We start from the raw sequence: 25,252 nt of genomic DNA, 5'->3' as shown, positions 1-25,252 counted from the left end.
GTTCCTATCGCGACATGATGGCGCAGATGCTGGCCGCCGATGCCTTCATCGGCGGCGATACCGGCCCCAGCCACCTGTTTGCGCAGCTCTGCCCGCTCAAGCCGCAACTGGCGATCTATCCGAACATGGCGCGCGACCAGCGCACCTACCGGCCGGTGCAGCAATCCCTTGGACTACCGCTGGCCTGGAACAGCCTGCCCTTGAAAGCCAATCTGGCGACGATCCAGCTGAAACAGGTCAGAAAGCTGACACTGGAAGGCTGGAGAGTGCGCCGGCGCCGTTATCAGCACTTCTTCGCGGCAGACGTGCTGGCGGTATTGATGCCGCTGCTCAAGGCGCATCGTGCGTTCCCGTTGAGCCACATCCGTTCGACCGCGCCCATCAGCACGGCCAGTACGATGACGTAAAAGAGGGCGCATTCGCGCCACAGCAGCATCACGTCCACCAGACCGTAGGCGACGTAGCTCAATACCAGCGTCGTGCCCATCATCGCCGCTGCAGCGCCGGTCTGCGGCGCGCGCAACACCGCGCGGAGGAAGTACATCAACGGCACCACATACAAGGCCAACAGCGAAACGATGCCGGCACTGCCGAGAATGGCGGCAAAAAACAGTGCTTCATTGTGCGAGTGGGGAAACTGGCTGCTCTGCTCGGACAGCAGACCGCGCCTGGCCATGTCCTTCAAGGCGGGCGAATAACCCGTCAGCCCGACTCCGATCAGCGGATGCTCGGCAAATATGCGCGCCGAGGCCTTCCACAACTGCATGCGCGTCCCGATGGAAGAATCGCTTTTGTCGTGCACCTTCATGTCATGCACATCAGCCTGTATCTGCGCCACCCGCTGCCGCACCGAAGCGGTGGTTCCATAGATCACACCGATGAACAGCAGTGCGACCAGCGCCACCAGCAGCTTCCTGATGGCGGTCTTGCCCGGCAGGAAGGTCAGGCTGATGGCGATGGCAAAAACGGGAATGGCCAGCCAGGCACCACGCGACTGATAAAGATAAATCGTGTAGAGACTGCACACGCCCGCGAACATCAGCGGCAAATGGCGCACGCGCAAACGGTAAGGCTGGTCCAGGCTGCGCTGTGACCACGCAATGGCCAGGACCGCCATCACGCCCAGCACCCCACCCAGTTCCGAGAAGGCCAGAATGGGCATGAAGTTGGGATGTTCGCGGGTGACGCCGCCACCGGTGAGCCAATACGTCTTGAGCATGACGATGATGGCACCGCCGGCAAAAAGCCAGCCCATCCATTGGAAGAAACGCTTTTCCAGCTGGCAGATTCCCCAGAAGAAAAAAACGAAGCCAAAGAAGCGCAGGCCGAAATTGAGCTCGTTGGAGGAGAACTGATGGAACCACCATTGATTCATCGCCAGCGACAGCAGCACCGACGTCATCGCCAGATAAAGCGGCCAGTAACGGCGCCAGGAACCTGCATACGCCAGCAGACTGGCCCGGCCGCCCTGAAAGATGCTGACCAGGCCCAGCAGGATGAGCAGATAAAAGCAGGCACCCGCCACCCTGTCCACGCTCAGCCCCAGGAGCAGGAACAAGGAGAGGACACCGAAGAACGACCATTGCAGCCACATGGGTGCGGTGGGGTGATTCATTTTCAAAGAATTCTTATAAGAAATAGAAGTAGGTGAACTGCGGCAAGAAGTGGCGGCGTTCGTTCAATCGGATGGGACCATCGCCGATGCCATGACACCATGGTGCAAGACCGTCTCCAGCACCTCATCCACGGAAATCTCGGTAATCCAGCCCTTGCGCGTCTTCACGCCAATGAGCGTGGTCGAGGCAGCATCGAAGGGCACCCACTCCGGGCTGGTCTGGCGCATCAGCGCGATGACCGGCACATGGACCGCATTGGCCAGATGCATGATGGCGGTCTCGACCGAGACAATCAGCGTGCACAGACTGAGGACAGCAGGAAGCTCGAAAAAATTCTCCTGGGCGCTGAAGAGGTGAAGGAAACTCTTCTCTGCCGGCAACAAGGCCTGCGCCTGCGCCATCTTCTCGGGCACGACATTGATGATGAAATGCATCTGCCCTCCCCCCGGGCTGTGCCGGATGCGCTGCGCCAGTTCGATCATGCGTTCCAGGGGCCAGCTGCGTTCCTGGGATTTCGAGAAGGCATTGAGGAAAATGAGCTTGCTGCCCGGCGCCACACCGGCCGCCTGCAAGCGCTGGCGGACGCGGTCGATCCAGACCGGCGCGATGTCGACGTAGGGGTACAAGGCATCCCGGTCAATCGGCATGCCAAACAGCTGGGAGAACCAGCCCGCATAGATCTCGCTGATGTGCCTGCCATTCAGATCGGCCGTGGTGTAGGCCGGAATGACCGCATCCAGCTTGCGATAGGCCAGATGCTTGCGGATATCGAGCAGGCGCACACGCTTCTTCTGTCCCACCACGAAGCCATGGGGCGACAGCTTGCGGGCCAGTTCGGCATAGAGATGCCGGCGTAGCACGGCGAAGGACACCACGATGGGATAGTTCTCCTGGCGCGCCTCTTCGATGGATTGCCGGTACAGCTCAGGGCTGTAGGTGCGGTCGTAGATGCGCTCGAACATCCCGCAATCGCGCACCCAGTCGTAGAGCGAATACTTGCTCAGGTGCTCCCACTGGCTCGCATCCGGGGTGCGCCTGACCTCATCGACCCAGAGATGGATGCGGATATGCGGATAGGCTTGCCGGAACGCGCGGAAGCAATTCTGCATGTAAGTGAAATCGCCCAATGCCAGATGGGCGACGAAGAGAATCTTGTCCGCCTTGCCGAGCAAGTCCGCGGGGATCAATTGTTGTGTCATGTTGTACTTTCTGTACGTCCTGGGGCGCTAGTGGTCTGCCTGGGGTGAGCGGCGGTCAACGATGCAAGCGGCGGCGCGCCATCAAATAGCGCCAGTACCAGCGCAAGCTGTCGGCATACTGGCCGCGTGCCCATTGGAAACGGGAATGCATGCGCAACTCCTTGTAATTCTCCGGCGCCAGGTCCAGCGGCAGATCCGACCAGGCCGATTCAGCGTGATAGCGCTGGAACAGCGCCACGGCGTCGTGGCCGCTCCATACCCCCCACGGTTTGACCGAACCGGCAAAATGGATGAGGCTGGCCGCGCCCTCGGGAATGGCCAGCGCAGTGCGCGTGTTCTCCAGATCGCCCACCAGACCATAGAGATAATTCCAGCGGATATCGACGTAACGGGCCCGGCCGTCCAGCACCAGGTTGAGGGCATCCTGATCCGGGAAGCGGAAATCCTCCCATTCCTTGAGCAGCACATCGATGATCTGCTGGGTGATGCCCTCCGCGATCCAGTTGGTGATGTTGATGTAGAGCATCCCCGAATTGAAGTAGCGACCATGCTTGAGCTTGAGTGCCTCCACCCGGCGCCGCGTGGTGGCCTCGGCGTCGGGAACGACGGCGGCGATGGTGTCTTGCAGGTCCAGCGCTACCAGCGCGTCGAGACTGCCGACGCACAGGATGTCGGCATCCAGGTACAGCACGCGGTCGGTGACCGACTTGAGCACGTCGGCAATGACCAGCCGCGCAAAGATGGCCGAGGAGTAATAGGTCGATTTGGTGTAGTGCTCGAAGCGGGAAAACAGCGCAGCATCCAGCACGTGCAACTGCGTAGTGACGCCGGGCTGCTGGCCGAGCGAGGCAAAGCGGCGGCGATTGTCTTCATTGACCTGCGTGGCCAGCACGTGGAAGCTGAAACGGCGGCGCGGGTTGTTGGCCAGCAAGGAAGCAATGGTGGCGCCCATGCAGCGGAAATAGCGATCATCGACGCAGAAGGCGATGTGCACCGTGTCCTGGTCGCGCTGGGCGGCATTCGCCGCCGGGTTGGGAGGCAGGCTGCTCATTGCTTGGACTCCGGTGTTTGCAGCACTTGCAGCACTTGCTGGGTGGAGATGGCATCCACCCAGTCGCTGCGACGTGCGGCCATGATGACCGTGCTGTGGGCCCGGTCGATAGGTGCCCACTCCGGATTCTTGCGGCGCATCAGCGCCACCACCGGGACGTGCACGGCATTGGCCAGATGCATGACAGCCGTCTCCACCGAAATGATCAGGCCACAGCGCTGCAACACTGCCGGCAGCTGGAAGAAGTTCTGCTGGGCGCTGAACCAGTAAGTCCGCGCTGGCAAACGATCGGCGATCTCGGCCTTGGCCGCTTCGATCTCCTGGGGCGTGGCGTTGATGACGAAACGGGTCTGCGCCCACGCCGGATGGGCCTGCAGCGCCGAGATCAGTTCTGCCACACGGGTCACGGGCCAGCAGCGTTTCCTGGTCTTGGCAAAGGGATTGATGAACACCAATGCCGGCTTGCCGGTGCCGGTGGTGGGACCGTCAACACCCCACTCCAGCAGTTGCGCCCGGGCAGCCTCTTGCCACTGCTGCGGAATTTCGACGAAGGGCAGGCGTTGCTCCCCTTCGACGGCCACGTTGCCGAGTTGCCGGAACCAGTGGGCATACTCATCGGTGATGTGATAACCGGCAAAGGGCTTGAACGGCGCAAAGGCAGCATCCAGGCAGCGATAGGCCAGCTGTTGCAGCGGCGCGTACCAGCGCAGCTTGCCGCGCATGCCGACGACCCAGGCATCGGGGCCGACCTGGCGTGCCAGGCGCGCATACTGCGCCGGTCGCAAAGTCGCCAAGGAAACCACCAGCGGATAATGCTGGGCGCGCGCTTCTGCGATCGACTCTTCCAAGAGGGCCGGGCTGTAGGTGCGGCGATAGACCTTGGCGAAGAACGGGCAATGCTCGGCCCAGTCATAGAGCGCGTAGTTTTTCAGATAGGGCCACTTGCTCTGGTCATCGGTGCGACGCACCTCATCGATCCACAGGTGCACCTGCAAGTGCGGATGTGCCTGTGCGAAGGCACGGAAGAAGTTCTGCAGATAGGTGAAGTCGCCAATGGCCAGGTGGGCGATGAAAAGAATCTTGTCGGCGCCAGCCAGGCGGGGTGCGGGTATCACGCTCATTCAGTTGGCCATCCGTCTCAGCTGTTCGGGGGAGAAGCGCGGTGCGCTTCCCATCGGGATATCGAGGAACTGCATCACCTTGTCCACCGGGATGCGGTCGAGGCTGTCCTCGAAACCCTCGGTGTAGAGGATGTTGGTCTGCGCCGCATCGATGGGCGCCCACTCCGGATTGATCTGGCGCATCATCGCCACTACCGGCACCCGTACCGCATTGGCAAAGTGCATGATGGAGGTCTCGACGGTGATGATGAGATCGCACTGTTCCAGCATCGCCGGCAGCTGGAAGAAATGCTCCTGGGCGCTGAACACGTGCAGCCGGGGCAATGCGCTGTCCCTGACCGCCTGACGGACCTGCTCACTGGCTTCGGGCGGGGCGTTGAGGACGAAATGGGCATCCTTCCAGCGGGCATCGTTCTGCATGCGCTGCACCAGCGCAATGGCGTTGCCCAGCGGCCAGTTACGCTCCTTCTGTTTGGAAAAAGCGTTGACGAAAATGAGGGGATGATCGCGCTCTCCCTTGGCGGCACTGCCCCAATCCGCCAGCTGCGCCTGGGCCTGGCCGCGCCAGCTGGGCGGAACCGGCAGCTCCGGCACGCGCGCCTGCAGTGGCACCTCCAGACCGAACAGCTGCAGGAACCAGTCCGCGCAGATATCGCTGATGTGCTGGGTCTTCTGACGCGAATAGGGATAGCTGCCATCCAGGGAGCGGTAGATCAGGTGCTTGCGGAGGTCATAGAAACGCACCCGCTTGGACATGCTCACCACGAAACCCTTGGGGCTGATCCGCCGCACCAGCCGGGCATAGAAATCACGCCGTGCGATGCCGAAGGACACCACGATGGGATACTGCTCCAGACGTGCCTGGCGCAGCGAACTATGGAGCGCGAAGGGACTGTAGGTCTTGGTATAAAGCCGGTCGAACATGGGACAAGCTTCGAGCCAGTCGAAGACCACATAGTTTTGCAGATGCTTCCACTGTCGGAAGTCATAGGTGCGCCGCACCTCATCGACCCACAAGTGAATCTTGATGTGCGGATAGGCCTGCGCAAATGCCTTGAAGCAGGCCTGCATGTAAGTGAAATCCCCCAGTGCCAGATGGGCAACGAACAGTATCTTGTCGGCCCGCTGCAATAAGGCTGGCGGAACGATTTGCGCCCCCCCGGGCGCCGTTTCTTCGTTATGCATGGACATGTCGTTGTATATACGCTCTTGTTGTGCGCCGGTCAGACCAGCTTTTTCAGTTGCTGTAATTTGCTCTCATCCTGTTCGGTATCGTCTCCGGAAAACTGAAGGTGATAAAGCTTGGCGTAAGCGCCGTTCTGTTGCAGAAGTTCCTGGTGGGTCCCGACTTCGACGATCTTGCCGGCCGACAGGACCACGATGCGGTCGGCACGTTCCACCGTGGACAGCCGGTGGGCGATGACGAAGGTGGTGCGGCCTTCCATCAGCCAGTCCAGCGCGGCCTGGACGGCGCGTTCCGATTCGGTATCCAGCGCCGAGGTGGCTTCATCCAGGATCAGGATGGGGGCATTCTTGTAAATGGCGCGCGCAATGGCCAGGCGCTGGCGCTGACCACCGGAGAGGCGTGAGCCGTTGTCGCCGATCACGGTATGCATCCCGTCCTGCAGCTCCTTGACCAGCCCTCCCAGATGGGCCGCTTCCAGCGCCGCCTCTACCCGTGCCAGATCAGGCTGGGCATCGCCATAGGCCACGTTGTCGATGATGGTGCCGTTGAACAGCACGACGTGCTGGCTGACCATGGCGATCTGCTTGCGCAGGCTGCGCAGGGAAATCTGCTCGATGGGTTCGCCGTCCAGCAGGATCTGCCCGCCGGTGGCCGAATAGAAGCCGGGAATCATGTTGACCAGGGTGGACTTGCCGCCACCGGACATGCCGACGAACGCGATGGTCTCGCCGGCCTTCACGCTCAGGTTCAGATGATCCAGAGCCAGTTGCTCGCGCTCGGGATAGGCAAAACACAGATCGACCAGATCGATCTTGCCCTGCGCGCGGCCAGGCAGTTCGCGTCCGCCGGTGCGTTCGGTGGGCATGTCGATCAGGTTGAAGACCGCCTCGGCCGCCGCCATGCCGCGTTGCAGGGGGCCGTTGACTTCTGCCAGCTGCTTCAAGGGCGTCAGCAGCATCAGCATGGCGGTAATGAAGGAAACGAATCCGCCCACGGTGATCTGGCCATTGCCCGACTGGATCAGGGCCATCACGATCACGATGGCCACGGCCGATGCCGTCATGAACTGCGTGATGGGCACGGTCGACGAAAAGGTCTTGGTCATGCGCATGGTATAGCGGCGCAGGTTTTCGGAACTCTGATGAAAGCGATGCTTCTCGAACTCCTGGCCGCCGAATATCTTGATGACCTGCTGGGCGCGGGTGGACTCTTCGATGACCTGGGTCAGCTCCGCATTGACCTTCAGGGATTCCTGATTGAGCTTCTTCAGGTTGCGGCTGGTAAAGCGCACCACGGTGGCCAGCAAGGGCAGCAGGATCAGGGTGACGATGGTCAGCGACCAGTTCAGATACAGCAGCCAGGCCAGCAGCCCCAGCACGGTCAAGGCCGAGCGGATCATCGAGGTGAAGATCCGGGTCACCATGTCGGTGATGCCCTGAACCTCGAACATGATCGAATTGATGACCTTGCCCACGCTGTTGGTGGCATAGAAGGCCAAGGGAAAATCGAGCATCTGGGCGAACATGCGGCCGCGTACCTCATTGAGGATGCGAGTGGTGACCCAGGTCATCAGATAGCTGCTGGCGAAGGTGGAGGCGCCGCGGATGACGAAGATCCCGATCACGGCCACCGGCACCAGCCACAGCGAAAATGCCGGCTTGCCCACGAAGCCCTTGTCCAGCAACACCTGAAAGATATACGGCACCACAGGCTCGGTACCGGCCGTGACCGCCATGGCGACGAAGGCCATCAGCAGACGCCAGCGATAAGGCATGTGCAAGCGCAGCAGGCGAAGAAAATACGGCGAGATTTTTAGTTTCATTCTTTTACGTCCATGAGGAAATATCCCTGCGGCCGGGGCCGGTAGAGCGCGCCATCGGCAGTGCCGCCGTGGCTGCATCCCTGGCCCATCCCCGGCCCCATGTGCAGGCTTGCGGGATCAATATTCGACCACCACCGCTTCCTTGCCAAAGGAAGCCACCAGCGTCGATTGCAGGCTGTCGCTAGGATTGACGCGCCAGGCATCGCCCAGCACCACCTCGCAGGCGGCATCGGCCTGGCGGTAGCGCATCACGAAGGGCAGGCCCTGCTCCTGGCGATGTGCGGCCAGGGTGTCGCGCAGGTGATTCGGGTCGATCGCCTTGTTGAGCGACACCACCATGCGCACGCCGTACTGGATGCGCGCCGCGCCCAGGTCCATCACCTTGTCGGCAGCCACGCGCAGGCCGCCATTGAAGCGGTCTTCCGACACCTTGCCCGACACCACCAGCAATTCATCTTCCTTGATGAGGTGCTTGAACGGCTCGAACAGTTCGTTGTAGATCGTGGCTTCGATCACGCCCGTGCCATCGTCCAGCGTGCAGATCACCAGCTTGCCGCGCTGGGTCATCTGCACCCGCACGCCGGTGATGATGCCGGCCAGGCTGCGTGGCTCCCAGGACGGTTCCAGGCTGGCGATCTTGGTGCGCACGAAGCGGCGCACTTCCTTTTCGTAAGCCGAGAACAGGTGGCCGGAGAGATAGAAGCCCAGCGCGCCCTTCTCTTCGGTCAGGCGCTGCTTGTCGCTCCAGGGCGGCACCTGAACGTATTCCAGCGGTGCTTCCAGGTCGCTGTCGTTGCCACCGAAGAGGCTGACCTGGTTGGCCGATTTCTCGGCCTGCTCGGCGCTTTCCCAGGCCAGGTTGACCGAGGCCTGCAGGATCGCACGGTCGACCTTGAAGCAGTCGAAGGCACCAGCGCGGATCAGCGAATCGATGGTGCGGCGGTTGATCTGCTTCTTGTCCACGCGCTTGGCGAAGTCGAACAGGTCCTTGAAGGGGCCGCTCTTGCGGGCTTCCAGGATGGCTTCGATGGCGTTCTGCCCGGCACCCTTGACGGCACCCAGGCCATAGCGGATCTGGGTGGCCTTCTTGCCCGGCTCGCCCACCGGCATGAAGCGGTAGTCAGACTTGTTGATGTCCGGCGGCAGGATGGCCAGCTTGCAGATGTCGATCGAATCCTCGATCAGGATCTTCACCTTGTCCGTGTCTTCCATGGCCAGCGACAAGTTGGCGGCCATGAACGCGGCAGGGTGATGGGCCTTGAGGTAGGCAGTGTAGTAGGACAGCAGTGCATAGGCAGCCGCGTGCGACTTGTTGAAGCCGTAGCCGGCGAACTTTTCCATCAAGTCGAAGATCTCGTCGGCCTTGGCCTGGTCCAGCCCGTTCTTGGCCGCGCCTTCGCGGAACAGTTCACGGTGCTTGGCCATTTCCTCGGCCTTCTTCTTGCCCATCGCCCGGCGCAGCAAGTCGGCGCCGCCCAGCGAATAACCACCGATCACCTGCGCCATCTGCATCACCTGCTCCTGATAGACCATGATGCCGTAGGTCTCGGAGAGGATGCCCTCGGTACGCGGATCAGGATAGTCGAAGGCTTCGCCGTGCTTGCGCTTGCAGAAGTCGGGAATCAGGTCCATCGGGCCCGGACGGTACAGCGCCACCAGCGCGATGATGTCCTCGAAGCGGTCGGGACGTGCGTCCTTCAGCATGCCTTGCATGCCGCGGCTTTCCAGCTGGAACACGGCGACCGTCTTGGCCTTGGTCAGCAGTTCGTAAGAAGGCCGGTCATCCAGCGGCAGCTTGGCCAGGTCGAAATCGGCCATGGCCGGATCGAGCATGCGGATGTAGCGCACCGCCCGGTCGAGGATGGTCAGCGTGGTCAAGCCCAAGAAGTCGAACTTCACCAGGCCGACGGCTTCCACGTCGTCCTTGTCGTATTGCGAGACCACGCCGGAATCGCCGCCCTGGGTATAGAGCGGGCAGAAATCGGTCAGCTTGCCGGGCGCGATCAGCACGCCACCTGCGTGCATGCCGATGTTGCGGGCGATGCCTTCGACCTGCTGGGCCAGGCCCATTAGCTGCTTGACCTCTTCCTCGTTTTCCAGGCGCTCTTTCAACAGAGGCTCTTCCTCGATGGCATCGGCCAGGGTGACCAGCTTGCCCGGCTTGAAGGGGATCAGCTTGGAAATGCCATCGCAGAAGTTGTAGCCGAGGTCCAGCACGCGGCCCACGTCGCGCACCGCGCCCTTGGCGGCCATGGTACCGAAGGTGGCGATCTGCGAGACCGCATCCTTGCCATAGCGGTCCTTCACGTACTGGATCACGCGGTCGCGGCCTTCCTGGCAGAAGTCGATGTCGAAGTCGGGCATCGAGACGCGTTCCGGGTTCAGGAAACGCTCGAACAGCAGGTTGTAGCGCAGCGGGTCCAGGTCGGTGATCAGCAGGCAGTAAGCCACCAGGGAGCCTGCACCCGAGCCCCGGCCGGGACCGACCGGCACGCCATTGTTCTTGGCCCACTGGATGAAGTCGGCCACGATCAGGAAGTAGCCCGGGAACTTCATCTTGATGATGGTGTTGTTCTCGAACTCCAGCCGCGCCTCATAGCGGGGGCGCTGCTTCTCGCGTTCGGCTTCGTTGGGGAACAGTTCCTTCAGGCGCACTTCCAGCCCGGCCTTGGTCTGGGCGACCAGGAAGTCGTCGATGCTCATGCCGTCGGGCGTGGGGAAGTCCGGCAATTGCGGCTTGCCCAGTTGCAGCACCAGGTTGCAGCGCTTGGCGATTTCCACCGAATTGGCCAGCGCACCGGGCAGGTCGGCGAAGAGCTCGGCCATCTCGGCCTGCGACTTGAAGTACTGCTGCTCGTTGAAGCGGCGCACGCGGCGCGCATTGGCCATGATCTCGCCTTCGGCGATGCAGGTGCGGGCTTCGTGGGCAATGAATTCTTCGGGACTCTGGAACTGGATCGGGTGCGTGGCCACGCAAGGCAGGCCCAGCTTGGCGCCCAGGGCAACGCTCTGGCGCACCTGCAGTTCCATGTTGGCCTGGCCGGCGCGTTGCAGCTCCAGGTAGAAGGCACCGGGGAAGATCTCGGCCCAGCGGCGCGCGCAGGCTTCGGCCTGGGCCAGGTTGCCGTTGTCGATGGCCTGGCCGATGTCGCCCATGCCGGCCCCGGACAGGGCGATCAGGCCGTTGCCGCCGTCCTGGTGGCGCAACGCGTCCAGCCATTCCATGCGCACTTCGGCACGGCCCTTGTATTGGTTGTTCAGCCAGGCTTGGGACAATACTTCACATAATTGCAAGTAACCATGACGGTTCTTGATCAATACGAGCAGGCGGAAGGGTTTTTCGCGGTCGGCATCGTTGGTGATCCACAGATCGCAGCCGGCGATGGGCTTGACCCCCTTGCCGCGCGCTTCCTTGTAAAAACGCACCATGCAGAACAGGTTGGCGAGGTCGGTCACCGCCAGGGCGGCCTGTCCATCCTTGGCGGCGGCCTTCACGATGTCGTCGATACGCACCAGGCCGTCCACGATGGAATACTCCGAGTGCATACGGAGGTGTACAAATTGCGGGGTAGTCATAGGGCGTCATTTTACCGGAGCTTGCGAGCCTGACCGATTCCTATTGATGGCAATTTGTGACGGATTGCAAAGACTTTACACCTGCCATGAACGGCGATCCCGCGAACTTGCCTTGATCTGCATCAGAGAAGCCGCACGCACCTGCCAAATAACTGCGGCCAGCCGGAGCGCACGGTTATAATGCTGACGATTCAAAGACTTAGAGTTGAGCACGACATCATGCAGTCCCCCGATACCCCCTACGTCAACATCGCCGCCTACAAATTCGTCAGCTTCGATGACACCGCCGAAAAGCGTCCCGCTTTTCTGGAGTTTTGCCAAAAGAACAACCTTCGCGGCACCGTGATCCTGAGTCCGGAAGGCATCAACCTGTTCCTGGCCGGCCTGCGCCATGAAATCGACGCCTTCCTGGCTTGGCTGCGTGCCGATGCGCGCTTTGCCGACCTCACCGTCAAGGAAAGCTATTCCGAGAAGCAGCCCTTCACCCGCATGCTGGTGAAACTGAAGGCCGAGATCATCACGATGAAGCATCCGCTGATCAAGCCGGAGCTGGGCCGCGCGCCCTTCGTGGAACCGAAGGAACTCAAGCGCTGGCTGGACCAGGGCCATGACGACGAAGGCCGTCCGGTGGTGATGGTGGATACCCGCAATGGCTTCGAGGTCGATGTGGGTACATTCGACAACACCGTGGATTACCGTATCAGCAAGTTCACGGAATTCCCCAAGGTGATCGAAGACCACAAGGCCGATTTCGAGGGCAAGACCGTGGTGACCTTCTGCACTGGCGGCATCCGCTGCGAAAAGGCTGCCATTCACATGCAGAACATTGGCTATGACCATGTGTACCAGCTCGAAGGCGGCATCCTGAAGTATTTCGAGGATGTCGGCGGCGCCCACTACAACGGCGACTGCTTCGTCTTCGACTATCGCACCGCCCTGAGCCCCGAGCTCAAGGAAACCCAGACCGCCCAATGCTTCGCCTGCCGCGCCGTGGTCACCCCGCGCGAACAGCTGTCGCCGGATTACGTGCCGGGCAAGTCCTGCCCGCATTGCGCGCCCCGGCAGCGTGCAGCGCAGGAAGCCAGCTCTGCTGCGGCCTGAGCGGCACAGCGTCCTGACAACGAAAAAAGCCGGCCCTTGTGAGGCCGGCTTTTTCACATCTGCAGCAAAAGGAGTGAAGCTTACTTCTTGAACTTGGCAGCCGTTTCCACCACGCGCGCACCAAACAGCTTGGCCGTTTCTAGGTCGCCCGGCAGCGGACCTTCTTCCGGCGAGGAATCCGACGGGCTTTGCGCCATCAGGCCCGAGAACGAGGCGACGTAGTTGATATCGTTGCGCTGGGCTGCCTTGCTGTTGGAAGGCATCAGGCCGGTGCCGACCCAGATCATGCTGTGCTGCATGCCCAGCGTGAACAGGTAGTGCAGGGTCGACAGCTTGTCGCCGTTCATGCTGGCCGAATTGGTGAAGGCGGCGCCGATCTTGTCCTTCCATTTCTGGCTGAACCAGGGCTTGGAGGAAGCGTCGGCGAATTTCTTGAACTGCCAGGACACGGTACCCATGTAGGTCGGCGAGCCGAAGATGATGGCATCAGCCGCATCCAGGCTGGCCCATTGTTCATCGGTGATGGTGCCTTCGGCGCTGATGGCGATCAGCTCGACATTGGCGCCGGCAACGCCGGCAGCGCCAGCCTGCACGGCTTCAGCCTGCTTCTTGGTGTGGCCGTAGCCGGAATGGTAGACGATGGCAACTTTGGTCATGACGTAATTCCTTCTCTAGAGAGTGAAGTGACGCGAAAAAACCGCCGGTGTGATCGGTACCGGCGGGCTTGCTACTGCAAACTGCCCTGCCAGCGCTAAGTGCTCAGCGCGGCAGATCGAACAAGAGAACCTCAGCCTTTTCACCGCCAGCAATCTCGATGCGGTCGACCGCACTGAGCTTGACGGCATCGCCCGCTTCCAGGGGCTGGCCATTGACGCTGACCTTGCCACGGGCTACATGCACATAGCCCAGGCGGCCTTGCGGCAAGGTGTAGCTGGCGCCTTGGGCGCCATCAAACAGACCGGCATACAGCTGGGCATCCTGGTTCATGCTGACCGAACCGTCACGACCATCCCGCGAGGCCACTAGGCGCAGCTTGCCCTCCTTGTCGGCGGCCGAGAAGTGCGCTTCCTGATAACCCGGTTCGGCGCCGGCGCGGTCCGGCATGATCCAGATCTGCAGGAAATGCGTGGTGCCGTCCTGGGAGTGGTTGTACTCCGAGTGGCGCACGCCCGTGCCGGCACTCATGCGCTGCACGTCACCGGGGCGGATCACGCTGCCATTGCCCATGCTGTCCTTGTGTGCAAGTTCACCTTCGAGCACATAGGAAATGATCTCCATGTCACGGTGGCCGTGCGTACCGAAGCCCTGGCCAGCAGCAACGCGGTCTTCATTGATCACGCGCAAGGGGCCGAAGCCCATATGCTTGGGATCATAGTAGTCCGCGAAGGAAAAGCTGTGATAGGAATCCAGCCAACCGTGGTTGGCGTGGCCACGATCATTCGCTTTGCGAAGTTCCATCATGTCAACACCTCTTTCTTGAGTCAGGTACAAACCGGAATTGGTTTGGTCAAAATGTTTGTCGATGGCGTCACTATAGAGGCTAACTTTTGGACAGATAAGGTCTAAAATCCGTAGTGTTCGTTCAAAAAATTTAAACAAGCGGAGCAAGACGTGAACCTGACCCTGGAATCCCTGCTGATCCTCGACATGATCGACCGCAAGGGCAGCTTTGCCGCGGCTGCCGTGGCACTGGACCGGGTGCCCTCGGCCCTGACCTACAGTGTGCGCAAGCTGGAAGATGACCTGGACGTCCTCCTGTTCGACCGGCGCGGCCATCGGGCCCAGTTGACACCGGCGGGCCTGCAATTGTTGCAGGAAGGCCGTCATTTGCTACTGGCCGCCAACGACCTGGAGCAGCGCGTCAAGCGCACCGCCACCGGGCGTGAGACCGAGCTGCATATCGTGCTCAACAGCCTGATTCCTTTTGACAAGATGCTGCCGGTGATCGAGGCCTTCGACCGCGAGCAATCCGGCACTCGCCTGCGCTTTACGCCCGGCGTGCTGACCGGTGCCTGGGAAAAACTCATCGAAGGCCGCGCCAACCTGGTCATCGGGGTGACGCTGGACGGGCCGGAAGTGGTGCGCACCAGCGGCCGCTTCCAGATGCAGGAGCTGGGGGCGGTGGATTGGGTCTTTGCGGTGGCGCCGCAGCACCCGCTGGCCTCGGCCAGCGAGCCGCTGTCGGCCGAACTGGTGCGCAGCCACCGGGCCATTGCCGTGGGGGACAACAGCCAGTCCCTGCCCACCTTGACCATGGGCTTGCTGTCGGGCCAGGAAACGCTGACGGTCGCCACCGTGGCCGACAAGCTGCAAGCCCAGCTGGCCGGCCTGGGCTGCGGCCACCTGCCGCGCATCTGGGCCGAGCCCTACCTGACCACGGGCGCGCTGGTGGAAAAGCAGACCCTGGCCACCAAGCCCAGTGACAACTTCATGGTGGCCTGGCCCAAGGCCGAACTGGGCAAGTCGCTGAGATGGTTCATCCAGCACCTGGCGCAGCCGCACGTGCGGCAGTCGCTGATCGGCCCGGTCCCGCTGCGGGAGCAGCCGTGAGCCGCCCGGCCTACGTGGGCCGCTTTGCGCCCTCGCCTTCCGGGCCCCTGCATGCCGGCTCGCTGGTGGCGGCGCTGGCCAGCTACCTGGATGCGCGCGTGCACGCGGGCCGCTGGCTGCTGCGCATCGAGGATATTGATGAGACCCGCACCGTGCCCGGCGCGGCTGACGACATCATCGCCACCCTGGCCGCGCTGGACATGCATTCGGACGGCCCGGTCCTGGTGCAGAGCCAGCGCAAGGCGCGCTACCAGCTGGCGCGTGAGCGGCTGGGTGCGCTGGCCTACCCCTGCGGCTGCAGCCGCAAGGAGATCGCCGATTCACGGGTAGGAACGGCCAGCGATGGCGCCGCACTCTATCCCGGCACCTGCCGTCACGGCCTGGCGCCGGGCAAGGAGGCGCGTACGCTGCGGCTGCGCGTGCCGGAATCCGGCGAAGCGGGCGAGCTGGTGCGATTCACGGATCGCTGGCTCGGCCCGCAGGCACAGCACCTGGCGACGGAAGTGGGAGATTTCGTGCTGCAGCGAGCCGATGGCTTCTGGGCCTATCAGCTGGCGGTGGTGGTGGATGACGCCGAACAGGGCGTGACCGACATCGTGCGCGGCGCCGACCTGCTCGACTCGACGGCGCGGCAGATCTACCTGCAGGGATTGCTGGGCTATCCGACGCCGTGCTACCTGCACGTGCCGCTCTTGATGAATGCGATGGGGGAGAAGTTTTCCAAGCAGAACGGCGCGCAGGCACTGGACCTGAGCCAGCCGCTGCTGGCCTTGCAGCAGGCGGCGGCATTCCTGGGACTGGAGACGGGCGCGGCGCGTGACCGCGAGGGCTTCTGGACCCTGGCGCTCACCGCCTGGCGAGCGCGTTTCGGCCCTGGCTGACAGCGCGGAATCAGCGCTTGGGGATGCCGCCCAGCAAGGCTGCGACCTTGGGCTTGGGACGGTTGTTCTTGGGCAATTCCGGCTTGGTGGAGACGGTCTCGGTGGCGCTGGGCTCATAGGGCTTGAGGAACCAGGGATCGACCTTTTCGCGGCGTCCCGACGGCGCAGCACCGTCACGGCTGCCACGGCTGCGCTCACTGCGCTCGCCGCGCTCCGAACGCTCACCACGATCACCACGATCACCACGATCACCACGATCAGAGCGCATGCGCGGCGCAAAGCCGGCAAGTTCGGCGCGCTCGAATTTCTTCTTGATCAGCTTCTCGATATCGACCAGCAGACGTTCATCCTTGTCACAGAACAGCGAGATGGCGTCGCCCGAGGCGCCAGCGCGGCCGGTACGGCCGATACGATGCACATAGTCTTCGGCGTTGTAGGGCAGGTCATAGTTGATCACGCAGGGCAGCTCGGCGATGTCCAGACCGCGTGCAGCCACGTCGGTAGCCACCAGCACTTCGATCTGGCCCTGCTTGAAGGACTCCAGCGCGGCCATGCGCTCGGACTGGGTCTTGTCGCCGTGGATGGCAGAAGCCTTCACACCCTCGGCCAATAATGTGCGCGCCAGGCGCGAAGCGCCGATCTTGGTATTGGAAAAAACGATCACTTGCTTCAGTTCGCGCTGGCGAATGATGAAGCTGACTGCATCGGCCTTGGCGGCTTCCTCCACCTTGTAGATGGTCTGGGTGACGTTTTCGGCGGTGGCATTGCTGCGCGCCACTTCGATGGTCACCGGGTTGTTCTGGAAGCTGGCGGCCAGCTTCTTGATCTCGGGCGAGAAGGTGGCCGAGAACAGCAGGTTCTGGCGCTGCTTGGGCAGCAGGTTGATGATGCGCTGCAGGTCTGGCAGGAAGCCCATGTCCAGCATGCGGTCGGCTTCGTCCATGACCAGGATCTGGGTCTGCGACAGGTTCACGGTCTTTTGCTGCACGTGATCCAGCAGGCGGCCCGGGGTGGCGATGACGATCTCCACGCCGGCACGCAGGGTGGCGGTTTGCGGGGCCATGTCCACGCCACCGAAGACGACGGTGGAGCGCAGCGGGGTGAAGCGTGAATACGCCTTCACATTGTCCGCCACCTGGTCCGCCAGCTCGCGCGTCGGGGTCAGGATCAGGGCGCGCACCGGATGGCGGGCCGGCGAAGCGCTGTGGCTGGCGTGCGCCAGCAGGCGCTGGATGATCGGCAGAGAGAAGCCGGCGGTCTTGCCGGTGCCGGTCTGGGCTGCCCCCATCACATCGCGGCCTTGCAGCACCACGGGAATGGCCTGGGCCTGGATCGGGGTCGGGTGGACGTAGCCTTGTTCGGCCAGGGCTTTCAGGATATCGGGCGAAAGGCCGAAATCTTCGAAGCGGACGGCAGGTGCAGCCGGTGCTGCGGACGCGGACGTGGTGTCGGACATGGTGTATTGCGAACGGTGCGACAGCGCCGCGGCAGCCGCCAGGCGGCTCCGGTGCATGGCGTGCATGCGCACGGGTTCTGATTGCTTTCTGTGTTGAGGTGTTACGGGCGAACCGGCCAAACCTGCTCGGCCGGGCGCTTCGGATGATGCCAACGATGCTGACCGGGCCGGCACAAACTCTGCCCGGAACTCCTTATTATACGCCGCATCGCGGCCGGCTTCATGACAGTTTGGTTTCCGCCCGGAATTGCGGGCTGCAGAACAAGCCTGCGGGCGCTGCAGCCACCGGCTGCGGCGCCCTGCTCGCCGGCCTGGTCAGCCGATGGTGATGTTGAGGTCCGGCAAGCCGTCCACGTGGCCTTGCAGGTGATCGCCCTTGACCACTGCCCCCACGCCTTCGGGAGTGCCGGTATAGATCAGGTCGCCGGGGAACAGCTCGACCAGGCCGGAGAGGTAGGAAATGGTCTCGGCCACGTTCCAGATCAGGTCCGAGAGATCACCCTGCTGGCGCACTTCACCGTTGACCTTGAGCCAGATGGCGCCCTTGTCCGGATGGCCGGCCTGGGCCACCGGCACCAGCGGTGCGCAGGGAGCGGACTGGTCGAAGCCCTTGGCCATGTCCCAGGGACGGCCCAGCTTCTTGGCCTGCGCCTGCAGGTCGCGGCGGGTCATGTCCAAGCCCACCGCATAGCCATAGACCGTTTCCAGCGCCTGTTCCACCGGGATGTCACGGCCGCCCTTGGCCAGCGCCACCACCAGTTCGATCTCGTGGTGGTAGTCGGCGGTGGCAGCCGGGTACGGCACCACCGAGTCGGTCGGCACGACGGCATCGGCCGGCTTCATGAAGAAAAACGGCGGTTCGCGGTCAGGGTCATGGCCCATTTCGCGGGCGTGGGCGGCATAGTTGCGGCCCACACAATAGATGCGGCGAACCGGGAACGGCGCACCGCCAAGCACGGCAACGGTGGCCTGGGCGGGGGCGGGAATGGCGAAACTCATCGGGAAGACTCCGTGGTGGCGACATGCATGCAGCCTGCATGCGGTGGATGAAGAACCGGTCAGTGCCGGCTTGGCGCATCAGTTGTCTGATGTCCCGGTAGTGTAAAAGAAAAGCGCGCCCCCCGCTGGCGCACCTACCGGTTACCCCGCTGCCCAACCATAGCCCGCAATTGGAGGGCGATTGCCCCGGTAATCCGCTGGCAGAAACAGCGCGAATTTGGGACACTTGCCAGACTCCGGCACTGTCGGCACTTCTCTCTCACATTGACTACTTCCATGCATCCGCAAGCAAACGCGTCACTCATCTTGTTGCAAAAAGCCCTGGCACTTCATCAGAAAGGCAAGCTGGGACCGGCGGAGGATCTCTACAAGAAGGTGCTGGTCAAGCTGCCGCGCCATTTCGAGGCCAATTATCTCTACGGCATGCTCAAGCTGCACCAGGAAGACTGGGAGGCCGCCGAAGCCCAACTGGCCAAGGCGATCGAACTCAATCCCGAGCATGCCGATACCTATTTCGACCACGCCGGCGCCCTGGTCCACCTGGGCCGCGACGCCGAAGCCGTAGAACGCTACAACCAGATCCTGGCGCACAACCCGGCCTTCGCCGAGGCCCTGCTGGCACGGGGTACCGCCTTGCGCCGCCTCGAGCTGAACGCAGAAGCGCAGGCCGACCTCGAACGTGCCGTGGCGCTGGCCCCCGACAATGCCGATGCCTGGTTCCAGCTGGGCAATATCCAGCATGAACGCTACGCCTATCATGATGCGCGCGAGAGCTATGAGCGTGCCGTGGCGCTGCGCCCCGACTTCATCGAAGCGTGGTTCAACCTGGGCAATACCTGCAAGGACAGCTATCGCTTCGAGGATGCCCTGCGCGCCTATGACCGCGCCGTGCAGGAGCATCCGGACTTCTTCGAAGCGCATTCCAATCGTGGTTTCGTGCTCTTCAAGATGCATCGGCCCGTCGAGGCCCTGTCCGCCTATGACCGCGCCCTCGAACTGGACGAGAGCTCACCGGACCTGTGGTTCAATCGTGGCTCCACGCTGGAACAGCTGTATCGCTTCGACGAAGCCACCGAATGCTATCGCCGCGCCCGCGCACTCAAGCCCGATACGAATTCGGCCGCCTGGAACGACGCGCTCATGAAATTGCGCCAGGGTGACTTCGCCCAAGGCTGGCCCGCCTACGAAAGCCGCTGGGCGACCGAGCAGATGCGCTCCCTGGCGCGCCAGTTCCTCCAGCCGCTGTGGCTGGGTGAACAATCGCTGCAGGGCAAGACCCTGCTGGTCCATGCCGAGCAAGGCTTTGGCGACACCCTGCAGTTCGTGCGCTATCTGCCGCTGGTGGCCGCCATGGGCGCTCGCGTCATCCTAGAAGTCCAGCCGGCGCTGGTGCGCCTGCTGGCCAAGGTGCCGGGCGCTGCCGAAGTCATCGGCAGCGACCATTTCATGCGGCCCGGCTTTGACTATCACTGCCCGCTGATGAGCTTGCCACTGGCCTGCAAGTCCTTCAGCGAAGCCGACATCCCGCGCGCGCCCTACCTGCTGCCGGAAGCCGGCGCCTGGGCCGGCTGGCTGCAGCGCCTGCCGCACAACCGCGCCTTGCGGGTCGGCCTGGTGTGGGCAGGCAGCTCTGCCCAGACGCATCCGGATGCAGTGCGCATCGACGGCGAACGTTCCCTGCCCTTTGACGCGCTGGCTCCGGTGGTGGAGCTGGCACGCGAGCATGCCCGGCTGGAATTCTATTCGGTGCAGATCGGCGAGGCCGCCCTGGCGCAGTTGCGCGCCCATCCGCTGGCGCAGCATGTGCAGGACTGTTCGCCCGAATTGCGCGACTTTGCCGACACCTCCGGCCTGATCGCCAATCTTGATCTGCTCATCAGTGTGGACACGGCGGTCTGCCATCTGGCCGGCGCGCTGGGCAAGCCGGTGTGGCTGCTCAACCGCGTCAACACCTGCTGGCGCTGGCAGCTCGAACGCAGCGATACGCCGTGGTATCCGTCCATGCGCCTGTTCCGCCAGGGCCAGACCGGCGACTGGAGCGACGTGATCGCCGAGGTGCGCAGCGCCTTGCTGCAACAGTTGGCCTGATGCTGGTACCATGCGCGCCGATGCGGATGGCCAGCTCATCCGCCGGAACCTGGCGCGCCGACCTGCCTCATATCCTGTAGCGCACAAGCAGCAGAAGCAGCCCGACTCCATTGCAACCGGACAGGCGGCACGGCCACGCGCCCTGCCGCCTGCCGGCATGAACAGAACAAGGACAGACCATGCAAGCCCCGACGCCCTCCCCGAACAAGCCGCCCCACGCCGGCGGTCCGCGCCTGCTGGCCGACATCGGCGGCACCAACGCCCGTTTCGCGCTGGAAACTTCAGCTGGGCATATAGAACAAGTGAAGGTCCTGCGCGGCGCGGACTATCCGCAATTTACCGATGCCGTCCAGGCCTACCTGAAGCTGGCCGGACACCCTCCGGTCAGGCATGCCGCGGTGGCCATCGCCAATCCGGTACAGGGCGACCAGATCAAGATGACCAACCACGACTGGGCCTTCTCCATCGAAGCGGCGCGCCAGCTGCTGGGCTTTGATCTGCTGCTGGTGGTCAACGACTTCACGGCGCTGTCGATGGCGGTGCCGCAGTTGCGCGCCGATGAGCTGCAGCAGATCGGTGGCGGTGCGCCCAAGCCTGGCCAGCCGGTCGGACTGGTCGGTGCCGGGACCGGATTGGGGGTCGGCGGACTGGTACGCGGCGATGGCCACTGGCTGCCACTGGCCAGCGAAGGCGGCCATGCCGCTTTTGCCCCGGCCAATGCGCGCGAAGCAGCGGTATTGGCCTATGCCTGGCAGTTCCATGAGCACGTCTCGGCTGAACGCCTGGTCTCCGGACCGGGGCTGGAATTCATCCACCGCGCGCTGCTGGCCATCGATGGTCGTCCGGCTGCCGAACTGAAGGCCGCCGACATCGTGGAAGGCGCATTGAAACAAGGCGATGCACTGTGCCAGGAAACACTGGACCTGTTCTGCAGCATGCTGGGCACCGTCGCCGCCGACCTGGCGCTGACCCTGGGTGCGCTGGGCGGCATCTATATCGGCGGCGGCGTAGTGCCGCATCTGGGTGAGTATTTCGCGCGCTCGCCCTTCCGCGCGCGTTTCGAGAACAAGGGCCGCATGTCGGTGCTCACCAAGGCCATTCCGACCTATGTCATCACGGCGGAATATCCGGCTTTCACGGGCGTCTCGGCGATCCTGGCGGACCGGCTGGATCCGCACGAGTAATCTCTGCCGCAAGTGAAGTACAACGGCTGATGCGACTTGTTCGCTTCAGCCTTTTTGATGGCCGTGACAAACGCAAGCGCTGAGGCAATCAATCCGGGAAAGCAAGGAGCGGGAAGAACTGCTGGAACAACAGAAGAGAAAGAGAATAGAGGCGAGCCTTGTCTGCGGCACTTGCGGGAAATGGCTGTGGCTGCTTCGTTCCCGACCTGACCAGGTTGACCATGCCACAATGCGCAGGGGCCCGCCGGGGTGCATTGTATCCCAATTCACACAGGCCCGGCCAGAGAAATCATTGCAGTGCATCAGAAAGTGAAAAGCCGCGCAAAATGCCTAAACAATTTACGCGGCTTTTTACCTGAAGCTTCACCTGGCGAGAGCGGCGTGTCACACGCGACCGCCCGACCTGCTTAGATACCGAGGTCCTTCCAGATGGTATCGACACGCTTCTTCACATCGTCGCTCATCACGATGGGCGTACCCCATTCACGGCTGGTTTCACCGGGCCACTTGTTGGTGGCATCGATGCCCATCTTGCTGCCCAGCCCGCTGATGGGCGAGGCGAAGTCGAGGTAATCGATGGGCGTGTTATCCACCAGCACCGTATCGCGCACCGGGTCCACACGGGTGGTGATGGCCCAGATCACTTCCTTCCAGTCGCGGATATCCACATCCTCATCCACCACCACGATGAACTTGGTGTACATGAACTGGCGCAGGAAACTCCACACCCCGAACATCACCCGCTTGGCATGGCCGGCGTAAGATTTCTTCATCTGCACCACCGCCATGCGATAGCTGCATCCCTCGGGAGGCAAGTAGAAATCGGTGATTTCGGCAAACTGCTTCTGCAACAAGGGGACGAAAACTTCATTCAACGCCACACCCAGCACAGCCGGCTCATCGGGCGGTTTGCCGGTGTAGGTGGAGTGATAGATGGCATCGCGCCGCATCGTGATGCGGTCGATGGTGAAGACCGGGAACCAGTCCTGCTCATTGTAGTAACCGGTGTGATCGCCATACGGTCCTTCGAGCGCATGCTCGAATCCGGAGGCATGATGTTCATCCGGATAGATATGCCCTTCCAGCACGATCTCGGCCGACGCCGGCACGCGCAAGTCACTGCCCATGGCCTTGACCAGCTCGGTGCGGCTGCCGCGCAAGAGGCCGGCGAACTGGTATTCGGAAAGGCTGTCCGGCACCGGCGTGACCGCACCTAATATAGTGGCGGGATCGGCCCCCAATGCCACCACCACCGGATACGGCTTGCCCGGGTTGGCAATGCAATGCTCGCGGAAATCCAGCGCCCCGCCGCGATGGGCCAGCCAGCGCATGATGACCTTGTTGGGGCCCAGCACCTGCTGGCGATAGATGCCCAGATTCTGGCGCTTCTTGTGCGGCCCCTTGGTGACGACCAGGCCCCAGGTAATCAACGGGGCAATGTCGCCCGGCCAGCAGTGCTGGATCGGCAGGCGCGACAGGTCCACGTCCTTGCCCTCCCACACCACATCCTGGCAGGGTGCCGAGCTGCGCTCCTTGGGGGCCATGTCCCACAAGGACTTCACCAGCGCGCCCAGGTCCAGCACATCCTTGATACCCTTGGGCGGTTCAGGCTCCTTCAGCCGCGCCAGCAGATGGCCGATGCGGCGCAATTCACCGATGTTCTCGGCCCCCATGCCCAGGGCAACACGATGAGGAGTACCGAAAAGATTCGCTAAAACCGGGATATTTTTTTGGTCGACTTGCTCAAAAAGGAGCGCCGGGCCTTCCGCCCGGAGGGTGCGGTCGGCGATTTCGGTCATCTCCAGATGCGAGGAAACGGGATGCGAGACACGCTTGAGCTCACCTTTTTGTTGCAATTTGGAAATAAAGTCGCGCAAATCAGTGTATTTCATACTTTTTAACAAATTTCTTTTTGCATCACAGCCGGCTCAAGTAACCCCGGCAAACGCTTGATTCTATTGATTTTTGACGAAAGGCCACGTGCAATATGATACACAAAAGTTATAAAGAACTCTTTTCATAGTATTGACTCGATATAAAGTGGCTTCTACAATTCGCCCACTCTAAACCGAAGAGGTGAGCCGTGAGCTCGTAGAGGCTCGATCGAAAATAGTCGAGCCAAGCAAGGTATCCAGGGATCCGGGGTCCCAGCAACTCAAGAAGTGTGTCCAGGGCGTCAGCCCTACCCCCCGAAACATGCCATCCGACGGCAGGGCCAGCAGGCCTCGCGGATGGCCTTGCCGTAACGCCTTGCGACGGTAACGTAATAGATTGCAGCAGCGACAGTTCAGCCGTTTGGTCTTCACTTCTTGGCCAGGCGCGCCCTGTTTTTGCCGCAATAATGCAGGAGGTTCAATGTCCAACCAAGCTTCCGAGGCGCCTTTAGCGGGCGCCCCGCAGATGGTTCGCCGCGTGAATTTCCGGAATCTCTCCGGGAACCCACGCATTGCTCAATTTTTCGGCATCGCCCATCGTCTGCTGACGATTCTCGGCCTTGCCGCGCTGTTCGTTCTGGGCCTGATGTTCTTCAATCCCGACCTGGCCGACAAGCTGATCAGCATGTCGCCCTTCTCGGATGCCACCGAAGAGGTCCAGGAAGCCGAAGCGCCCGCCACGCCAGCCTTGGCCGACCTGATGGCACCCACCGCACCGGTGGCTACCGTGAGCGCCCTCGCTGGTGCAGCGGCCGCCAGCTCGGTGCAGCAGGCGCCGGTCCATCCGGGCCCCCAGGCACTGTCGCCCGAAGAGCGCCAGTTCCTGGGCAATCCGCGCCAGCAGAAGCTGGTCACCAACTGGCTGGCCAAGCGCTATCGTGTGGCCAGCGACGCGGCTGACATGCTGGTCTCGGCCGCCTACCTGACGGCCCGCGACATCAAGCTCGATCCGCTGCTGATCCTGTCGGTGATCGCCATCGAATCGCGCTTCAACCCCTTCGCCGAAAGCCCGATGGGCGCGCAGGGTCTGATGCAGGTGATGGCCAAGGTGCATCACGACAAATTCCAGGAACTGGGCGGCATCAAGGCGGCCCTGAATCCGGTGGCCAACATCCGCGTCGGTTCGCAGATCCTGAAGGAATACGTCACCCGTGGCGGTTCGGTGGAAGCCGGCCTGAAGAGCTACGTGGGTGCGGCGGACATGGCCAATGATGGCGGCTATGGGATCAAGGTGCTGTCGGAATACCAGAACCTGAAGGAAGTGGCGATGGGCAAGAATGTCTCCATCTACACCACTGCGACCGTCAAGCTGCCGGTCTCGGCCAGCGCCGAACAGCCCAAGGCGCCTGCCAACAACGTGGCCTCGGCAGCCAAGCCCAAGACGGAAGAACAACTCGCTGCGCTGTAAATACAGCAAAGCGTGTTGCGATATGAATATTACCGGTATTCAGAACGCATGAAAAAAGGAGCCCTCGGGCTCCTTTTTTT

General features: G+C 62.3%; 18 protein-coding genes and 1 other RNA gene. 6 read left to right on the top strand and 13 right to left on the bottom strand.

Annotated features, from left to right (window positions below; translation table 11 throughout):
• Positions 1-283: 283 nt before the first annotated feature.
• The 7 genes from ACVC5H_RS06970 to dnaE form a co-directional block, all read right to left on the bottom strand.
• Entirely contained in the window at positions 284-1,615 is a 1,332-nt protein-coding gene (locus ACVC5H_RS06970; protein WP_489621628.1) for an O-antigen ligase family protein, read from the bottom strand.
• Between the two features lie 63 nt (positions 1,616-1,678).
• Positions 1,679-2,815, bottom strand: coding sequence for a glycosyltransferase family 9 protein (locus ACVC5H_RS06965; RefSeq protein WP_489621627.1), 1,137 nt, complete (start codon positions 2,813-2,815; stop codon positions 1,679-1,681).
• A gap of 55 nt (positions 2,816-2,870) precedes the next feature.
• Positions 2,871-3,866 carry a glycosyltransferase family 8 protein gene (locus ACVC5H_RS06960; RefSeq protein ID WP_489621626.1) on the bottom strand — a complete coding sequence of 332 codons (996 nt, stop codon included), beginning with the start codon at positions 3,864-3,866 and terminating at the stop codon, positions 2,871-2,873.
• Positions 3,863-4,987, bottom strand: coding sequence for a glycosyltransferase family 9 protein (locus ACVC5H_RS06955; protein ID WP_489621625.1), 1,125 nt, complete (start codon positions 4,985-4,987; stop codon positions 3,863-3,865). Before ACVC5H_RS06955 ends, ACVC5H_RS06960 begins: the two co-directional genes overlap by 4 nt.
• On the bottom strand, positions 4,988-6,172 hold the full coding sequence (locus tag ACVC5H_RS06950) for a glycosyltransferase family 9 protein (RefSeq protein WP_489621624.1): 1,185 nt from the start codon (positions 6,170-6,172) through the stop codon (positions 4,988-4,990). It lies immediately after the preceding gene.
• A 38-nt stretch (positions 6,173-6,210) separates the two neighbouring features.
• The gene (gene msbA, locus ACVC5H_RS06945) at positions 6,211-7,995 is read right to left on the bottom strand and encodes a lipid A export permease/ATP-binding protein MsbA (RefSeq protein WP_489621623.1); all 1,785 of its coding nucleotides are present in this window, start codon (positions 7,993-7,995) and stop codon (positions 6,211-6,213) included.
• Between the two features lie 117 nt (positions 7,996-8,112).
• On the bottom strand, positions 8,113-11,571 hold the full coding sequence (dnaE, locus tag ACVC5H_RS06940) for a DNA polymerase III subunit alpha (RefSeq protein ID WP_489621622.1): 3,459 nt from the start codon (positions 11,569-11,571) through the stop codon (positions 8,113-8,115).
• Positions 11,572-11,790: 219 nt separating this feature from the next.
• Between dnaE and ACVC5H_RS06935 the strand changes: the two genes are divergently transcribed.
• The gene (locus ACVC5H_RS06935; protein WP_489621621.1) at positions 11,791-12,672 is read left to right on the top strand and encodes a sulfurtransferase; all 882 of its coding nucleotides are present in this window, start codon (positions 11,791-11,793) and stop codon (positions 12,670-12,672) included.
• Between the two features lie 80 nt (positions 12,673-12,752).
• Here the strand turns inward: ACVC5H_RS06935 and ACVC5H_RS06930 are convergent, their stop codons facing one another.
• Both ACVC5H_RS06930 and ACVC5H_RS06925 read right to left on the bottom strand, forming a co-directional pair.
• Positions 12,753-13,328 carry a flavodoxin family protein gene (locus ACVC5H_RS06930; protein WP_489621620.1) on the bottom strand — a complete coding sequence of 192 codons (576 nt, stop codon included), beginning with the start codon at positions 13,326-13,328 and terminating at the stop codon, positions 12,753-12,755.
• Between the two features lie 103 nt (positions 13,329-13,431).
• The gene (locus tag ACVC5H_RS06925; RefSeq protein WP_489621619.1) at positions 13,432-14,133 is read right to left on the bottom strand and encodes a pirin family protein; all 702 of its coding nucleotides are present in this window, start codon (positions 14,131-14,133) and stop codon (positions 13,432-13,434) included.
• A gap of 150 nt (positions 14,134-14,283) precedes the next feature.
• On the opposite strand from ACVC5H_RS06925, the gene ACVC5H_RS06920 reads away from it, so the two are divergent.
• Complete coding sequence (locus ACVC5H_RS06920) at positions 14,284-15,222, top strand: LysR family transcriptional regulator (protein ID WP_489621618.1); 939 nt, start codon at positions 14,284-14,286, stop codon at positions 15,220-15,222.
• On the top strand, positions 15,219-16,103 hold the full coding sequence (gluQRS, locus tag ACVC5H_RS06915) for a tRNA glutamyl-Q(34) synthetase GluQRS (protein ID WP_489621617.1): 885 nt from the start codon (positions 15,219-15,221) through the stop codon (positions 16,101-16,103). Before ACVC5H_RS06920 ends, gluQRS begins: the two co-directional genes overlap by 4 nt.
• Before the next feature lie 10 nt (positions 16,104-16,113).
• On the opposite strand, the gene ACVC5H_RS06910 is transcribed toward gluQRS, so the two are convergent.
• Together ACVC5H_RS06910 and ACVC5H_RS06905 are read right to left on the bottom strand one after the other, a co-directional pair.
• On the bottom strand, positions 16,114-17,559 hold the full coding sequence (locus ACVC5H_RS06910) for a DEAD/DEAH box helicase (protein WP_489622661.1): 1,446 nt from the start codon (positions 17,557-17,559) through the stop codon (positions 16,114-16,116).
• A 315-nt stretch (positions 17,560-17,874) separates the two neighbouring features.
• Positions 17,875-18,558 carry a fumarylacetoacetate hydrolase family protein gene (locus ACVC5H_RS06905; RefSeq protein ID WP_489621616.1) on the bottom strand — a complete coding sequence of 228 codons (684 nt, stop codon included), beginning with the start codon at positions 18,556-18,558 and terminating at the stop codon, positions 17,875-17,877.
• A 306-nt stretch (positions 18,559-18,864) separates the two neighbouring features.
• Here ACVC5H_RS06905 and ACVC5H_RS06900 point away from each other — a divergent pair, with 306 nt between their 5' ends.
• The gene (locus tag ACVC5H_RS06900; RefSeq protein ID WP_489621615.1) at positions 18,865-20,646 is read left to right on the top strand and encodes a tetratricopeptide repeat protein; all 1,782 of its coding nucleotides are present in this window, start codon (positions 18,865-18,867) and stop codon (positions 20,644-20,646) included.
• 179 nt (positions 20,647-20,825) lie between these two features.
• Positions 20,826-21,830 carry a glucokinase gene (locus tag ACVC5H_RS06895; RefSeq protein WP_489621614.1) on the top strand — a complete coding sequence of 335 codons (1,005 nt, stop codon included), beginning with the start codon at positions 20,826-20,828 and terminating at the stop codon, positions 21,828-21,830.
• Positions 21,831-21,977: 147 nt separating this feature from the next.
• Here ACVC5H_RS06895 and ffs read toward each other — a convergent pair.
• Positions 21,978-22,076: signal recognition particle sRNA small type (ffs, locus tag ACVC5H_RS06890), an RNA gene on the bottom strand.
• Between the two features lie 161 nt (positions 22,077-22,237).
• Positions 22,238-23,722, bottom strand: coding sequence for a 4-hydroxy-3-polyprenylbenzoate decarboxylase (gene ubiD, locus ACVC5H_RS06885; protein WP_489621613.1), 1,485 nt, complete (start codon positions 23,720-23,722; stop codon positions 22,238-22,240).
• Positions 23,723-24,185: 463 nt separating this feature from the next.
• Here ubiD and ACVC5H_RS06880 point away from each other — a divergent pair, with 463 nt between their 5' ends.
• Positions 24,186-25,172 carry a transglycosylase SLT domain-containing protein gene (locus ACVC5H_RS06880; RefSeq protein ID WP_489621612.1) on the top strand — a complete coding sequence of 329 codons (987 nt, stop codon included), beginning with the start codon at positions 24,186-24,188 and terminating at the stop codon, positions 25,170-25,172.
• Positions 25,173-25,252 lie beyond the last annotated feature (80 nt).

This window comes from Herbaspirillum sp. Her3 (assembly GCF_057961275.1).
The sequence above is the reverse complement of the archived record's forward strand: the minus strand, read 5'-3'. Positions and strand labels throughout refer to the sequence as shown.

Coding starts and splice junctions, on each gene's coding strand:
- ACVC5H_RS06970 (WP_489621628.1), bottom strand. CDS start 1,615: ATGAATCACCCCACCGCACCCATGTGGCTGCAATGGTCGTTCTTCGGT.
- ACVC5H_RS06965 (WP_489621627.1), bottom strand. CDS start 2,815: ATGACACAACAATTGATCCCCGCGGACTTGCTCGGCAAGGCGGACAAG.
- ACVC5H_RS06960 (WP_489621626.1), bottom strand. CDS start 3,866: ATGAGCAGCCTGCCTCCCAACCCGGCGGCGAATGCCGCCCAGCGCGAC.
- ACVC5H_RS06955 (WP_489621625.1), bottom strand. CDS start 4,987: ATGAGCGTGATACCCGCACCCCGCCTGGCTGGCGCCGACAAGATTCTT.
- ACVC5H_RS06950 (WP_489621624.1), bottom strand. CDS start 6,172: ATGCATAACGAAGAAACGGCGCCCGGGGGGGCGCAAATCGTTCCGCCA.
- msbA (WP_489621623.1), bottom strand. CDS start 7,995: ATGAAACTAAAAATCTCGCCGTATTTTCTTCGCCTGCTGCGCTTGCAC.
- dnaE (WP_489621622.1), bottom strand. CDS start 11,571: ATGACTACCCCGCAATTTGTACACCTCCGTATGCACTCGGAGTATTCC.
- ACVC5H_RS06935 (WP_489621621.1), top strand. CDS start 11,791: ATGCAGTCCCCCGATACCCCCTACGTCAACATCGCCGCCTACAAATTC.
- ACVC5H_RS06930 (WP_489621620.1), bottom strand. CDS start 13,328: ATGACCAAAGTTGCCATCGTCTACCATTCCGGCTACGGCCACACCAAG.
- ACVC5H_RS06925 (WP_489621619.1), bottom strand. CDS start 14,133: ATGATGGAACTTCGCAAAGCGAATGATCGTGGCCACGCCAACCACGGT.
- ACVC5H_RS06910 (WP_489622661.1), bottom strand. CDS start 17,559: ATGTCCGACACCACGTCCGCGTCCGCAGCACCGGCTGCACCTGCCGTC.
- ACVC5H_RS06905 (WP_489621616.1), bottom strand. CDS start 18,558: ATGAGTTTCGCCATTCCCGCCCCCGCCCAGGCCACCGTTGCCGTGCTT.
- ACVC5H_RS06895 (WP_489621614.1), top strand. CDS start 20,826: ATGCAAGCCCCGACGCCCTCCCCGAACAAGCCGCCCCACGCCGGCGGT.
- ubiD (WP_489621613.1), bottom strand. CDS start 23,722: ATGAAATACACTGATTTGCGCGACTTTATTTCCAAATTGCAACAAAAA.
- ACVC5H_RS06880 (WP_489621612.1), top strand. CDS start 24,186: ATGTCCAACCAAGCTTCCGAGGCGCCTTTAGCGGGCGCCCCGCAGATG.